Below are 14,358 nucleotides of genomic sequence, written 5' to 3' on the forward strand. Positions count from 1 at the left end.
GCGCCCCTCGCCGGGGGCGACGACCCGGCCGGAAAATCCGGCCCTTCTTGCCGGGACGGCAAGCGAGCGGATGCCTGCGGGCGGGGCATCCGCTCGCTCTGCACGTGTGCGCGCGAGGCGTCAGGCGTGCACGCCCAGGTTGGCCGCGACGACCTCGGCGATCTGCACCGCGTTGAGCGCCGCGCCCTTGCGGAGGTTGTCGTTGGAGATGAAGAGCACGAGGCCCTTGCCCTCGGGGGCGGACTGGTCGGCGCGGATGCGGCCGACGTAGCTGGGGTCGTTGCCGGCCGCCTGCAGCGGGGTCGGAACCTCCTCGAGCGCCACACCGGGTGCGTCGGCGAGGAGCTCGCGGGCGCGCTCGGGGGTGATGTCGCGCGCGAACTCGGCGTGGATCGACAGCGAGTGGCCGGTGAAGACCGGCACCCGCACGCAGGTGCCCGCGACACGGAGGTCCGGAAGCTCGAGGATCTTTCGGCTCTCGTTGCGGAGCTTCTTCTCCTCGTCGGTCTCGTTGAGACCGTCGTCGACGATGCTGCCGGCGAGCGGGATCACGTCGAACGCGATCGGAGCGACGTACTTCTGCGGCTCGGGGAAGTCCACGGCCGAACCGTCGTGCACGAGGTCCAGCGTGCGGCCCTGGGCCAGGACCCCCTCGACCTGGCCGAGCAGCTCCTGGGCACCTGCGAGTCCCGAGCCGGACACCGCCTGGTACGTCGAGACGATGAGGCGCTCCAGACCCGCCTCGGCATCGAGCACCTTCAGCACCGGCATCGCAGCCATGGTGGTGCAGTTGGGGTTGGCGATGATCCCCTTCGGCGGGTTCGCGATGGCGTGCGGGTTCACCTCGCTGACGACGAGCGGCACCTCGGGGTCCATGCGCCACGCGCTGGAGTTGTCGATGACGACGGCGCCGGCCTCGGCGAAGCGCGGCGCGTGCGCGCGGCTGCCGGTGGCGCCCGCTGAGAACAGCGCGACGTCGATGCCCGCGGGGTCGGCTGTCGCGACGTCTTCGATGACCACCGTCTGCCCGGCGAACTCGATGGCGGTGCCCGCCGAGCGGGCGGTCGCGAACAGACGCAGCTCGCGGATCGGGAAGTCGCGCTCGGCAAGGATCTCGCGCATGACCGTGCCGACCTGGCCGGTGGCGCCGACGACGGCGACGGAGAGTCCTGAATCGGAGATGCGGGTCATGGGGTTTCCTCAGCGTGGGACACGAGCGTGAAGCGGACGCGCGGGCACCGTCGGACGCGCGGGGTTTGGGCGATTCTACCGGCCCGCCCTGCACGGCGCCGCCGGTGTTACCGGCACCGGCGGACAGCGTGCGCGCGATTCCTGCCGTTCCGCGCCCTCGGCTGCGACATCGCGTGAGCGCACGGGTTTCCGGCGAGAGCACGACGTGACGGCGCCGGCGGCCCGTGCATTCGTGCGCGCGTCGTGCACTCGCGCGCCGCATCCGTCAATCCCGACGGGCGGGCTCTCAGCGGCCGGTGCCGGCGTAGACGGTCGCCTCGACGTCGCCGTCCAGGCCGTAGGCGGTGTGGACGACGCGGGCGGCCTCGGCGAGATCGTCGCCGCGGACGACGACCGAGATGCGGATCTCGGACGTCGAGATCATCTCGATGTTGATGCCGGCGACGCTGAGGGCTTCGAACAGGGTCGCCGACACGCCGGAGTGCGTGCGCATGCCGGCTCCGACGACCGACAGCTTGCCGATCTGGTCGTCGTGGACGAGGTTCTCGAAGCCGATCTCGGCCTGGTCACCGGCGAGAGCCTTGAGCGCGACGGCCGCGTCGGTCTTGGGCACGGTGAAGGAGATGTCGGTGCGTCCGGTGGCGGCCGCCGACACGTTCTGCACGATCATGTCGACGTTGGCGCCGGATTTCGCGACGACCTTGAAGATCTCAGCGGCCTTGCCGGGGACGTCGGGGACCCCGGTGATCGTGACCTTGGCCTGGCCGAGGTCGGTGGCGACTCCGGCGACGATGGGCTCTTCCATCTCTTCTCCCTCTTCGGCGTCGGGGACGCTCATCCCCGGACCGAGCACATAGGTCCCCACGCCCGAGCTGAACGTGGAGCGGGCGTGGATCAGCACGCCGTGGCGGCGCGCGTACTCCACCGCGCGGATGTACAGCACCTTCGCGCCGTTCGCAGCGAGTTCGAGCATCTCCTCGGCGGACACCGATCCGAGCTTGCGGGCCTTGGGCACGACGCGAGGGTCGGCGGTGAAGATGCCGTCGACGTCGCTGTAGATCTCGCACACGTCGGCCTCGAGCGCCGCCGCCAGTGCCACGGCGGTGGTGTCGGAGCCGCCCCGGCCGAGCGTCGTGATGTCGCGGGTGTCGCGGTTGAAGCCCTGGAAGCCCGCGACGATCACGATGGCGCCCTCGCCGAGGGCCTCGCGCAGCCGAACCGGCGTGACGTCGACGATCCGCGCCGACCCGTGGTCGGCTGTCGTGATCATGCCGGCCTGGCTGCCCGTGAACGAGCGGGCCTCGAAGCCCATCGAGTGGATCGCCATCGCCAGCAGGGCCATCGAGATGCGCTCGCCGCTGGACAGCAGCATGTCCAGCTCGCGCGGCGCGGGGATCGGGGCCACCTGACCGGCGAGGTCGAGCAGCTCGTCGGTGGTGTCGCCCATCGCGCTCACGGCGACGACGACGTCGTGACCGGCGCGGCGGGTGTCGACGATGCGCTTGGCGACGCGCTTGATGCTCTCGGCGTCTGCGACCGACGATCCGCCGTACTTCTGGACGATCAGCGCCACGATGAGTCTCCACGCGTGTCTCGAGGGGGCGGGACGGGGAACGGATGCCGCGCCCGACGTTCCATCTTACGGACGGGTCGATGCGCGCCCGGCCATGTGACGGCGGTGTACGCGGCGTGCCACGGCATTACCATCCGAGCATGGACCAGATCGAGGCGTGGTCGGAGTTCAACGTCGCGATGGTGGGCGCGACCGCCGCGCTCGCCGGACTCGTCATCGTGGCGGCGAGCGTCAACATCGGCGACATCATCAAGGAGTCCTCGCTCACCGCCCGGCTGGCGGCAGGGATCGCGGGGCTCGTGCTCGCCCTCGCCGGCTCCGCCATCGGCCTCATTCCGGGCATCGGCGCGCAGGGGTACGGCATCGCCATGATCGTCCTCGCCCTCGCCGCCGCCGTGTTCGCGGCGCAGGCGACGCGACGCATCTTCGAGAACCACCATCCGCGCAATCGACTGCGGACGGGCAAGGCGGCGGTCGGATTCATCGCGCCCGCGGCGTACCTCGTCGGCGGCGCGCTGCTCGTCGCCGGCCGGGATCAGGGGCTCGTGTGGTTCGCCGTCGGCTCGATCCTCGCCATCATGGCGGCGCTCATGGTCTCGTGGATCGTGCTGGTCGAAGTCCTGCGCTGAGCGCCCCTCGCGGCGCGCCCCTCGACGGACGTGGTCGCGACGGCCGACGTCACGGCGTGGGGACGGGCGGGAACTCCGCATCGGCCCGGGGAGCCCGCAGCCGCCCGCCGGTCGCGGCCAGCCAGCAGCCCACGATCACCAGCGGGAAGCCGACCAGCAGGCCGGGCGTGAGCGGCTCGCTGAGGATGATCGTGCCGAGCACGATGGCGACCACCGGGTTGACGTAGGTGAACAGCGGCGCCCGCACCGGACCGACGCGGGCGATCAGCGCGAAGAACGCGATGAACGCCACCGCCGTGCACAGCACGGCGAGCAGGACCAGCGACACCGTGCTCTCGAGCGTGGGCACCTCATGCTGGGTGAGGAACGCGATCGGCGTGTAGAAGATACCCACCGCGAGCAGAGCGAGCGTGATGGTGCCCAGTGCCGGCACGTCGCGAAGCTTCGTCGCGATGACGAACGGCGCGATCGCGTAGAGGAGCGCGACGAGCAGCACCTCCCCGACGGCGAAGAGACCGCCGCCGCCCTCGACGGCGAGACCCGGTCCGGCGACGATGACGAACACCCCGATGAACCCGACGATCAGCCCGATCGCCCGGGCGGGCCGCAGCACCGAGCGGTCGCCTCCGCCGAAGGCGATCAGCGCGGCGAACAGGGGGACGGTCGCGACGAGCAGGCCGGTGAGCCCGGAGGGGAGGGTCTGCTCGGCGTGGCCGAGGAGGAGGAACGGGCCCGCCATCTCGATCGCCCCGAACACGAGCACCCAGCCGATCTTCCCGAACGCCGGACGGAGGGCCCTCTGCTTCAGGGCGAACGGCAGCAGCAGCAGCGCCCCGAGCAGCGTGCGTCCCGCCACCACAGCCGCCGGCGAGTACGACTGGACCGCCACGCTGATGAAGAGATACGGGATGCCCCACAGCAGCGCCATCGCGGCGAAGAGGAGCCACGCCCGCGTGTCGAACCGCTGTGGGGAGTTCATGGGTGTCCCTCCGTGTCGGACGCCGCGGGCGGCAGGCACCGTCCCGGATCAAGAGTGGCCCGCGCGGTGGTCGCACGCGAGACGGACGACCGCCAATATACGGCGGACTCCCGACATCGGCGCTAGACCGAGCGGCGGCCTTCGAACGCCCGCCCGAGGGTGACCTCGTCGGCGTACTCGAGGTCGCCGCCGACGGGAAGACCCGAGGCGAGACGGGTGACGGTGATCTCGAGGGTGTGGAGCAGGCGGCTGAGGTACGTGGCGGTCGCCTCACCCTCGAGGTTCGGGTTCGTGGCGAGGATGACCTCCTGCACGGTGCCGTCCGCGAGGCGCTGCATGAGCTGCGTGATCCGGAGGTCGTCGGGACCGATGCCGGCGATGGGGCTGATGGCGCCCCCCAGCACGTGGTACAGACCACGGAACTCTCGGGTGCGTTCGATCGCGGCGACGTCCTTCGCGTCTTCGACGACGCAGACCAGCGTCCGATTGCGACGGGGGTCGCGGCAGATCGAGCACCGCTCCTGCTCGGAGACGTTGCCGCACACCTCGCAGAAGCGCACCTTGTCGCGCACCTCGCTCAGCAGCGCGGCGAGGTGGGACACGTCGAAGTCGGGGGTCTGCAGGATGTGGAAGGCGATGCGCTGCGCCGACTTGGGGCCGATGCCGGGAAGGCGGCCGAACTCGTCGATGAGGTCTTGGACGATGCCGTCGTACATGGGCTAGCTGAACCTCGTGGGCGGCTCGTAGGGCTCCTCGCGCACGAACCGGGCACCCAGGACCTGGCGGACCACGGCCTCGCCGTACCGCTGCACGCCCCCGTTGCGCGTGCGCAACGCCGGAGCAAGCGGAGGTGCCACGGTGGGTGGCACCGGAGGATCGACGACCGCATCGACCGCGTCGACATCGGTCTCGTCGGCGTCGTCGTCGCTCTCGATCGAAGGTGCGACCTCGGACGGGGGCAGGACGTCGCCCTCCCGTGCGGGCGCGAGCGTGGCGACGCGGCTGGGCGCCGTCGCCGCGGCGTCTTCGGGCTCATCGTCGACGGCGAGCTGGCCGGCAGCGACGACGGGAAACGCTGCGGGGCCCGGATCGGGCGGCGGCGCATCGGCGTCGGAGGGGATCGGCGCGACCGCCCACTCGGTGACGGGCGCCGCCGCAGCCGGGGCGGAGTGGCCGCCGCCGGACGCCCGCGGTGACGCCGACGCCCGCGGAGTGGTCGCGACCGGTGCATCCCGGGACGGCGGCGCGTGATCGGGGGCCGGCGGCACGGGGCGCACGTCCGCCCGGCCTCCGGGCGACGCCGGGGCCGGCACCTCGGGGGCGCCGGAATCGCCGGCGCCGGGTCCGCCGGCGCCGCCGGGACCGCGCGGATCCCCCGGACCTCCTGGTCCGCCGGCGGGGTCGTGCCGTGCGATGTACTTCACGCGGATGCCGAGCTCGGCCAGGATCGCCTGGCGAAGGTCTTCGCTCGGCCCCTTGCCGGCGGCGAGGTGCTTGAACTTGCCGACGTCGGTCTGGCTCGTGAACGCGAGGGTGAGCACGTCGCCGTCCAACGCGAGGATGCGGGCGCCCGAGGCGAGCATCCACGAGGACCTGCTGATCTCCTCCAGTCGCCCGAGCACCCGCGGCCACGCGTCCTTCATGCGCTCCACCGTCACCGGACCGGCGGGGAGCGGCGGCGGGGCGTCGGCCGGCGGGATCGGAGGGGAACCCGCCGCGGGAGCCGCCTGCTCCGGCCGGCGCAAGCTTGCGCCCTCGACAGGGCCGACCGGGGACCCGCCCGCGGTGCCGGGCGCGCCGGCACTCGCGGCGGCCGCCACGGGCGCGCCGGCACTCGCAGGGGTCGCTGCGGTCGCCCCGGCGCTGGCGGTAGCCGCCGCGGGCGCGGCATCCGTACCCCGGGCGAGCACGCGGGCGACCATGAGCTCGAGCTGCAGCCGGGGCGATGTGGCGCCGGTCATGTCGTCCAGCGTGCCGACGACGAGGTCGGCGATGCGCGACAGACGTGCCGCGCCGAAGGCGTCCGCCTGCCGTCGCATGCGGGTGAGGTCGTCGGCCGACACCCCGCGCAGCACCGCGGCGGCGTCCTGGCCCGTCGCTGCGACGACGATGAGATCGCGGAGGCGCTCGAGCAGGTCGTCGACGAAGCGACGGGGGTCCTGACCGGTCTGCACGACCCGATCGACGGCCCCGAAGGCCGCTGAGGCGTCGGAGGCGGCGAAGGCGTCGACGACCTCGTCGAGCAGCTCGGCGTGCGTGTACCCGAGGAGGGCGACGGCCCGCGCGTACCGCACCGTCAGCGCACCGGTGCCTGCCGTCGGGTCGGAGCCGGCGATGAGCTGGTCGAGCAGCGACAGCGTGTCGCGGGGTGAGCCGCCGCCGGCCCGCACGACGAGCGGAAGCACGCCCTGCTCGACCTCGACGCCCTCCTGCGCGCACAGCTGCTCGACGTACTCGAGCATGGCCGCCGGCGGAACGAGGCGGAAGGGGTAGTGGTGCGTGCGCGAGCGGATCGTGCCGATGACCTTCTCGGGCTCGGTCGTGGCGAAGATGAACTTGACGTGCTCGGGCGGCTCTTCGACGAGCTTGAGCAGGGCGTTGAAGCCCTGCGGCGTCACCATGTGCGCCTCGTCGAGGATGAAGATCTTGAAGCGGTCGCGCGCGGGGGCGAACACGGCCCGTTCGCGCAGATCGCGCGCGTCGTCGACGCCGTTGTGGCTGGCGGCGTCGATCTCGACGACGTCGAGCGAGCCGCCCCCGCCGCGACCCAGCTCGACGCAGCTCTCGCACGTGCCGCAGGGAGTGTCGGTGGGACCCTCGGCGCAGTTCAGGCAGCGTGCGAGGATGCGCGCCGACGTGGTCTTGCCGCAGCCGCGCGGGCCGGAGAAGAGATACGCGTGCCCGACCCGATCGCTGCGCAGTGCCGTCATGAGCGGTTCGGTGACCTGGGACTGGCCGATCATCTCGCCGAACGACTCAGGCCGGTAGCGGCGGTAGAGGGCGGTGGTCACGCCCCCAGCCTACGGCGTGGCGCCGACACCTCGCCCGCCCTCTCGGCCGCCGCGCCGGGGCCCCGCGAGATCCCTCCGGACCCAGCGCCTGGAGCACGATGCCGTCGGCCCCGGCAGCCGCGCTCGCGCGCCGAAGTCCGGTCCCGAGTTGTCAAACCGCCAGTCCGGTCGCGACCGGCGGCCCGGGGCATCCTCCGTCCGGGGGACTCAGACGTCGGCGCCCTGCTGGACGTCGGCGGCGCCGACGATGATGGGGATCGAGGACGTCACGGTCGGGACCGACGCCGACAGCAGCGAGCCGTCCTCGCGGCGGGCGTCGCCCAGCTCGCGCAGCGTGGGCCGCCCCGAGATCACCGGGCCCTGCCCTTCCAGCGGCACCACGACCTCTTCACCGGCGCCCACGACGTAGCCCACGCCCCGCACGCTGAAGCCGACGGGGTCGCCGGCGGCCGCGCGCACCCGCAGCTCGTCGCGCGTGACGGTGACGGTGAGCGGCGTGCCGTGCCAGTGCAGGACGAAGTCCAGCGAGGGCCAGGCCGCCGGCAGGCGAGGGTCGAACGACAGCTCGCCGAAGTGGTCGCGCATGCCGCCGAATCCCGAGACGAGCGCCGTCCACACGCCGCCCGCCGAGGCGACGTGCACGCCGTCGGCGGCGTTGTGGTGGAGGTCGCCGAGGTCGACGAAGATCGATTCCCGGAAGTACTCCAGTGCGAGGTCCTGGTAGCCGACCTCGGCGGCGAGGATCGCCTGCACCACGGCTGAGAGGGTGGAATCGCCGGTCGTCAGCGGGTCGTAGTACTCGAAGTCGGCGAGCTTGTCCTCCGGCGAGAAGTGGTTGCCCTGCAGGAACAGCGCGAGCACCACGTCGGCCTGCTTGAGCACCTGGTAGCGGTAGATCACCAGCGGGTGGAAGTGCAGCAGCAGCGGCCGCTTGTCGGGCGGGGTGTTCTCGAGATCCCAGATCTCGCGCTCGAGGAACACGTGGTCCTGGGGATGGATGCCGAGCGTCGGGCTGAACGGGATGTGCATGGCCTCTGCGGCACGCTCCCAGGCGTCCGGCTCGCCGGGCTCGAGCGACAGGCGGTCCACCATCTGGCGGTACACCTCGCCGTCGATCTCGGCCATCTCGCGCACCGTGCGGGCGGCGAACCGCAGGTTGAACCGGGCCATCACGTTCGTGAAGAGGTTGTCGTTGACGACCGTGGTGTACTCGTCTGGCCCGGTGACACCGTGGATGTGGAACGAGTCGCCCTCCCCGTCGATGACGCCGTCATTGGAGCGCCAGAATCCGAGCGTCGCCCACAGGCGCGCCGTCTCGACGGCGATGTCGACGCCCTCCCGGTAGAGGAACTCGTCGTCGCCCGTCGCCCGCACGTACTTCGCCAGCGCGTAGCTGACGTCGGCGTTGATGTGGTACTGCGCCGTGCCGGCGGCGTAGTAGGCGGATGCCTCTTCCCCGTTGATCGTCCGCCACGGGAACAGCGCCCCCGCCTCGTTCAGCTGGAAGGCGCGCCGACGGGCGGCCGGCAGCATGAGGTAGCGCATGCGCAGTGCGTTGCGCGCCCACAGCGGGGTCGTGTACGCGAGGAAGGGCAGCACGTAGATCTCGGTGTCCCAGAAGTAGTGGCCTGAGTAGCCGGATCCCGTCATGCCCTTCGCCGGCACGCCCTGACCGTCGGCGCGCGCCGCGGCCTGCGCCAGCTGGAACAGGCACCAGCGGGTCGCCTGCTGCAGGTCGTCGTGGCCGCCGATGCGCACGTCGGAGCGCTCCCAGAACGCGTCGAGCCAGGCGCGCTGCCGGGCGCGGATCTCATCGAGCCCTTCGGCGAGCGCCCGGTCGAGGGTGCGGCGGCAGCGGTCGACGAGCTCACGGGCCGGCACGCCGCGCGACGTGTGATAGCTGACCAGCTTGGTGATGCGGATGGGCACGCCCGCCCGCGCCTGCACCCGGAACACGTTCTTGGCGATGTCGGGCTCGATGAGGGTGCGAGAGGTGAAGTCGTTCGCGGTCTCGACCAGATGGTCGGCGACGATGGCGATGGTCATGCCCGACTCGGTGGCCCGGTACGACAGCGCCGAGCGGAGCCGGTCCTGCCAGTACTCCTGCGGCTGCAGCACGCGCTCCGGGAGCTTCTCCGTCTTGCGCGGGTCGAACCCCGCGCGCCGCGGCGCCGACGGGGTGCCGCCGTAGACGTCCTCGCCGTCCTGCCGGTTGATCATCTGGCAGCTCACCGTCACCGGGGCGTCGGCGTTGAGGACGGTCACGTCGATCGTCATCACGGCCAGGTGCTTCTCCTCGAACGGCACCATCCGCTCGAACTCGATCCGCACCTCCTTGCCCGACGGGGTCATCCAGACGAGGTGGCGTCGCAGCGCACCCTCGCGCATGTCGAGGACGCGCTCGTAGTCGCGCACGTCGGCCACGTCCAGCGACAGCGGCTCGTCATCGACGTACACGCGCATGATCTTCGCGTCCGGCGCGTTGACGATCGTCTGCCCCACCTCGGCGAAGCCGTAGGCCTGCTCGGCATGGCGGATCGGGAACGTCTCGTGGAAGCCGTTGATGAAGGTGCCGTGCTCGTGGGCGAAGCGACCCTCCGGGTGGTTGCCGCGCATGCCGAGATAGCCGTTGCCGACGGCGAACAGCGTCTCGGTGACGCCGGCGTCGTCGATGTCGAACGACTTCTCGACGAGGCGCCACGGGTCGACGGGGAAGCGGTCCCGGTTGATCATCGCGTGAACTCCTCGAGGTCCTTCACCACCACGTGCGCACCGGCGTCTGAGAGGTCCGCCGAGCCGGCACCCCGGTCGACGCCCACGACGAGCGCGAAGCCGCCCGCCACCGCCGAGCGCACGCCGCTGATCGCGTCCTCGACGGCGGCGCTCGCGGACGGCTCGACGCCCAGCATCCGGGCCGCCTCGACGAAGACGTCCGGCGCGGGCTTGGACGCCAGGTGCTCCCGCTCGGCGATCACGCCGTCCATGACGACGGCGAATCGGTCGCGGATGCCGGCGGCGGCCAGCACCTCCTCGGCGTTCTTCGAGCTCGAGACCACGGCCACCGGGGTGCCGGCATCCGCCAGCAGGTCGAGCACCCGCAGCGACCCGGGGTACGCGGTGATGCCCTCGGCCCGCAGCACGCGCTCGAAGACGGCGTTCTTGCGGTTGCCGATGCCGCACACGGTGTCGGCGGTCGGCGGATCGGAGGGATCGCCCCACGGAACCTCGACGTCGCGCGAGCGGAGCAGGCTCGCCACTCCGTCATACCGCTTCTTCCCGTCCAGGTGATCGAAGTAGTCGCGCTCCGTGTACGCCGGCGTGATGTCCCAGGCGGCGAAGAGCTCCTCGAACATGGTCCGCCACGCGTGCATGTGCACGTCGGCGGTCGGCGTGAGGACGCCGTCGAGGTCGAAGAGCACGGCGTCGAAGGACGTCAGATCGGGCAGGGCGTCGGGAGCCACAGAACCTCCGAGGGCGGGGTGAGGTGCATCGGCACCTGGGGGCGCCGTTCAGCAAGCGTAATGCGGGCGCAGGCCCGCTTCACACCCTCGGATCAGGGCCGTGCGGCACCCAAGGTCTGACGCGCGATCTCGAGCTCTTCGTCGGTCGGGACGACGAGGACCGTCACGGCCGAGGCATCCGTCGAGATGATCCGGATGCCGCGCTCCGGCGCCTCGTTGCGGACGGGGTCGATCTCCACGCCCGCGAAGCCCAGTGTCGCCAGCGCACCGGCTCGCACCGCCGGGGCGTTCTCGCCGACGCCGGCTGTGAAGGAGATGACGTCGGCGCCGCCCAGCTGCGCCAGATACGCCCCGGCGTACGAGCGCAGCCGGTGGACGTACACCTCGAACCCGAGCATGGCGCGCTCGTCGCCGCGCGCGATGGCGGCGCGGATGTCGCGCAGGTCGTTGGATCCGGCGAGCCCCAGCAGCCCGCTTCGCCTGTTCACCAGGTCGTCCAGCTCGTCGATCGACATCCCGGCACGTCGAGAGAGGTGGAACAGCGCGGCCGGGTCGATGTCGCCCGATCGGGTGCCCATGACCAGACCCTCGAGCGGCGTGAAGCCCATCGAGGTGTCGATGGATCGGCCGCCGTCGATCGCCGTCACCGAGGCCCCGTTGCCGAGGTGGAACACGATCTGCTTGAGCTCGCTCAGCGGGCGCCCCAGGAAGGCTGCCGCCGCGTCGCTCACGAACTTGTGGGAGGTGCCGTGGAATCCATAGCGGCGGATGCGGTGGGATGCCGCGATCTCGGCGTCGATCGCGTACGTGTAGGCGGCCGGTGAGAGGGTCTGGTGGAATGCCGTGTCGAAGACCGCCACGTGGGGCACGTCGGGGAACGCGGCCCGCGCCGCGCGGATGCCGGCGAGGTTGGCCGGGTTGTGCAGCGGCGCCAGCACCGCGAGCTCGTCGATGTTGATCTCGACGAGGGGGGTGATCAGCGTCGGCTCGAAGAACCGCGCGCCGCCGTGGACGACGCGGTGCCCGACGGCGCCGGGCGGCGAGTCGGTGAGCGACGGCCCATCCGACTCGAACGCTTCGAGCATGACGCCGAACCCTGCCGTGTGATCGGCGATCGGCAGCTCGCGCGTGCGGGTGGCGTCGAGGAACGCCGCCGCCGGGCCGTCCGTCGGCGCTGCGTACACGGTGTGCCGCGCAACCCCGAGAGCGTCGCCGATCCGCTCCACGAGCCCCGAGGCGAGCGTGCGCTCGGTGTCCATGTCGAGCAGCTGGTATTTGAACGAAGACGAGCCGCTGTTGATGACGAGCACCGGGGTCATGCGCTCACTCCCCCTGCGCCTGGATCGCGGTGATGGCGATGGTGTTGACGATGTCGTCCACCAGCGCACCGCGCGAGAGGTCGTTGATCGGCTTGTTCAGGCCCTGCAGCACCGGGCCGATCGCCACGGCGCCGGCCGAGCGCTGCACCGCCTTGTAGGTGTTGTTGCCGGTGTTGAGGTCGGGGAAGACGAACACCGTCGCGCGACCGGCCACCGCGGAGCCCGGCATCTTCGCCGCCGCAACGGCGGCGTCGGCTGCGGCGTCGTACTGGATGGGGCCCTCCACGGGCAGCTCGGGGGCGCGCGAGCGCACCAGGGCCGTGGCATCCCTCACCTTCTCGACATCCGCACCCGATCCCGACTCGCCGGTCGAGTACGACAGCATCGCGATGCGGGGGTCGATCCCGAACTGCGCCGCGGTCGCAGCCGACGAGATCGCAATGTCGGCGAGCTGCTCGGCGGTGGGGTCGGGGATCACGGCGCAGTCGCCGTAGACGAGCACGCGATCGGCGAGCGCCATCAGGAAGACGCTGGAGACGACAGAGACGCCGGGCTTGGTCTTGATCACCTCGAAGGCGGGCCGGATCGTGTGGGCGGTGGTGTGCGCCGCCCCCGACACCATGCCGTCGGCGAGGCCCAGGTGCACCATCATCGTGCCGAAGTACGACACGTCGGTGACCGTGTCCGCGGCCTGCGCGACGGTGACGCCCTTGTGAGCCCGCAGGCGGGCGTACTCCTCGGCGAACTTGTGGACGTGCACGGCGTCCAGCGGCGAGAGCACCTCGGCCGCCTGGATGTCGATTCCGAGCTCGATCGCCCGGGCGCGCACCTCGAACGGCTCACCGAGGATCACGAGGTCGGCGATGCCGCGCTTGAGGACCGTGGCCGCGGCTCGCAGCACGCGGTCGTCATCGCCCTCGGGCAGCACGATTTTCTTGCGCTGCGCGCGTGCCCGTTCGATGAGCTGGAACTCGAACATGAGCGGGGTGACCACGGTCGCGCGGGCCACCCCGAACGCGGCGAGCAGCTCGTCGGTGTCGACGCTCTGCTCGAAGAGGGTGAGCGCGGTGTCGTAGCGGCGCTGCGAGTCGGCGGCGAGGCGGCCGCGCGTGCCCATGATCCGCACCGACGTCTCGTAGGTGCCGAGCTCGGTGGTGATGATGGGGACGCTGGAGCCGAGGCCCTCCAGCAGCCGGGTCACCGGCTCGGGGATCTCGAAGCCGCCGTTGAGGACGATGCCCGAGATGGACGGGAAGGTGCCCGAGGCGTTGGCGAGCAGCGTCGCGAGCAGCACCTCGGATCGATCGGCCGGGATGACCACGACGGCCCCTTCGAGCAGGCGCGGCAGCACATTGACCATCGACATCCCCGCGACGACCACCGCGAGCGCCTCCCGCGTGAGGCGGTCCGCGTCGCCGCCGATCAGCTCGCCGTCGACGGACCGCATGATCCCGCGGATGGACGGGGCGACGAGGTAGCGGTCCTCGGGGATCGCCCACACCGGCACTGATTCAGCCGAGGGATCGCCGGATGCCTCGCGGGAATGGGTTCGCACCGACCGGCGCAGCGCCGCGATGGTCTCGTCGAGCCGCTCGGGGTCGGCGCGGTTCGCCACGACGGCGAAGAGCTTCGCGCGGCCGTGCTCGAGCTCGGCGAGCGCGAGGTCGGCGATCTGTCCCACCTCCTCCGGCGTGCGCGCCAGGGAGGAGCCCAGCTGCTCGGGCTGCGTCTGGTACTGCGCCGACCGGCCGCCCAGCACGAGCAGCACCGGGGCGCCGAGGTTGGCGGCGATCCGGGCGTTGTAGGCCAGCTCGGCGGGGCTGCCGACGTCCGTGTAGTCGCTGCCGACGATCACGACGGCGTCGCACTGCGCCTCGACCGCCTTGTAGCGCTCGACGATCGTCGCCAGAGCGGCATCCGGATCCCGGCGCACGTCGTCGTATGTGACGCCGAAGCAGTCGTCGTACGCCAGGTCGACGCCGTCGTGGTCCAGGAGCATCTCCAGGACGTAGTCCCGCTCGACCGTCGACCGTGCGATGGCACGGAACACCCCGACCCGCGGTGTCGCGTGGCTCAGCGCGTCGAGGACGCCGAGTGCGACCGTGGACTTCCCGGAGTGGCCTTCGGCCGACGTGATGTAGATGCTCTGCGCCACCGGTCCAGCCTATGGGCGGGCCGCGGCCGTCGGCCAGGAG

General features: G+C 71.5%; 10 protein-coding genes. 1 reads left to right on the forward strand and 9 read right to left on the reverse strand.

Annotated features, from left to right (window positions below; translation table 11 throughout):
* Window positions 1-120 precede the first annotated feature (120 nt).
* Together IR212_RS11545 and IR212_RS11550 are read right to left on the reverse strand one after the other, a co-directional pair.
* The gene (locus tag IR212_RS11545) at window positions 121-1,191 is read right to left on the reverse strand and encodes an aspartate-semialdehyde dehydrogenase (protein WP_194396052.1); all 1,071 of its coding nucleotides are present in this window, start codon (window positions 1,189-1,191) and stop codon (window positions 121-123) included.
* Window positions 1,192-1,477: 286 nt separating this feature from the next.
* A complete protein-coding gene (locus tag IR212_RS11550) occupies window positions 1,478-2,764 on the reverse strand; it encodes an aspartate kinase (RefSeq protein ID WP_194396053.1) in 1,287 nt (428 codons plus the stop codon).
* Window positions 2,765-2,904: 140 nt separating this feature from the next.
* On the opposite strand from IR212_RS11550, the gene IR212_RS11555 reads away from it, so the two are divergent.
* Window positions 2,905-3,393, forward strand: a complete 489-nt coding sequence (locus tag IR212_RS11555) for a hypothetical protein (RefSeq protein WP_194396054.1) — start codon at window positions 2,905-2,907, stop codon at window positions 3,391-3,393.
* Window positions 3,394-3,442: 49 nt separating this feature from the next.
* Here the strand turns inward: IR212_RS11555 and IR212_RS11560 are convergent, their stop codons facing one another.
* The 7 genes from IR212_RS11560 to pta form a co-directional block, all read right to left on the reverse strand.
* Window positions 3,443-4,372 (reverse strand): DMT family transporter, encoded by a 930-nt coding sequence (locus tag IR212_RS11560; RefSeq protein ID WP_194396055.1) that lies wholly within the window; start codon window positions 4,370-4,372, stop codon window positions 3,443-3,445.
* A 122-nt stretch (window positions 4,373-4,494) separates the two neighbouring features.
* Complete coding sequence (gene recR, locus IR212_RS11565; RefSeq protein WP_194396056.1) at window positions 4,495-5,088, reverse strand: recombination mediator RecR; 594 nt, start codon at window positions 5,086-5,088, stop codon at window positions 4,495-4,497.
* Window positions 5,089-5,091: 3 nt separating this feature from the next.
* The gene (locus tag IR212_RS11570; RefSeq protein WP_194396057.1) at window positions 5,092-7,383 is read right to left on the reverse strand and encodes a DNA polymerase III subunit gamma and tau; all 2,292 of its coding nucleotides are present in this window, start codon (window positions 7,381-7,383) and stop codon (window positions 5,092-5,094) included.
* Between the two features lie 207 nt (window positions 7,384-7,590).
* Complete coding sequence (locus tag IR212_RS11575) at window positions 7,591-10,116, reverse strand: glycoside hydrolase family 65 protein (protein ID WP_194396058.1); 2,526 nt, start codon at window positions 10,114-10,116, stop codon at window positions 7,591-7,593.
* Complete coding sequence (locus IR212_RS11580; protein WP_194396059.1) at window positions 10,113-10,844, reverse strand: HAD family hydrolase; 732 nt, start codon at window positions 10,842-10,844, stop codon at window positions 10,113-10,115. The genes IR212_RS11575 and IR212_RS11580 overlap by 4 nt, the downstream gene beginning before the upstream one ends.
* Before the next feature lie 92 nt (window positions 10,845-10,936).
* Entirely contained in the window at window positions 10,937-12,163 is a 1,227-nt protein-coding gene (locus IR212_RS11585; protein WP_194396060.1) for an acetate/propionate family kinase, read from the reverse strand.
* A 4-nt stretch (window positions 12,164-12,167) separates the two neighbouring features.
* Window positions 12,168-14,318, reverse strand: coding sequence for a phosphate acetyltransferase (gene pta / locus IR212_RS11590; protein ID WP_194396061.1), 2,151 nt, complete (start codon window positions 14,316-14,318; stop codon window positions 12,168-12,170).
* Between the last annotated feature and the right edge of the window lie 40 nt (window positions 14,319-14,358).

The sequence above is a fragment of the Microbacterium atlanticum genome, assembly GCF_015277815.1.
Lineage (GTDB): Bacteria > Actinomycetota > Actinomycetes > Actinomycetales > Microbacteriaceae > Microbacterium > Microbacterium atlanticum.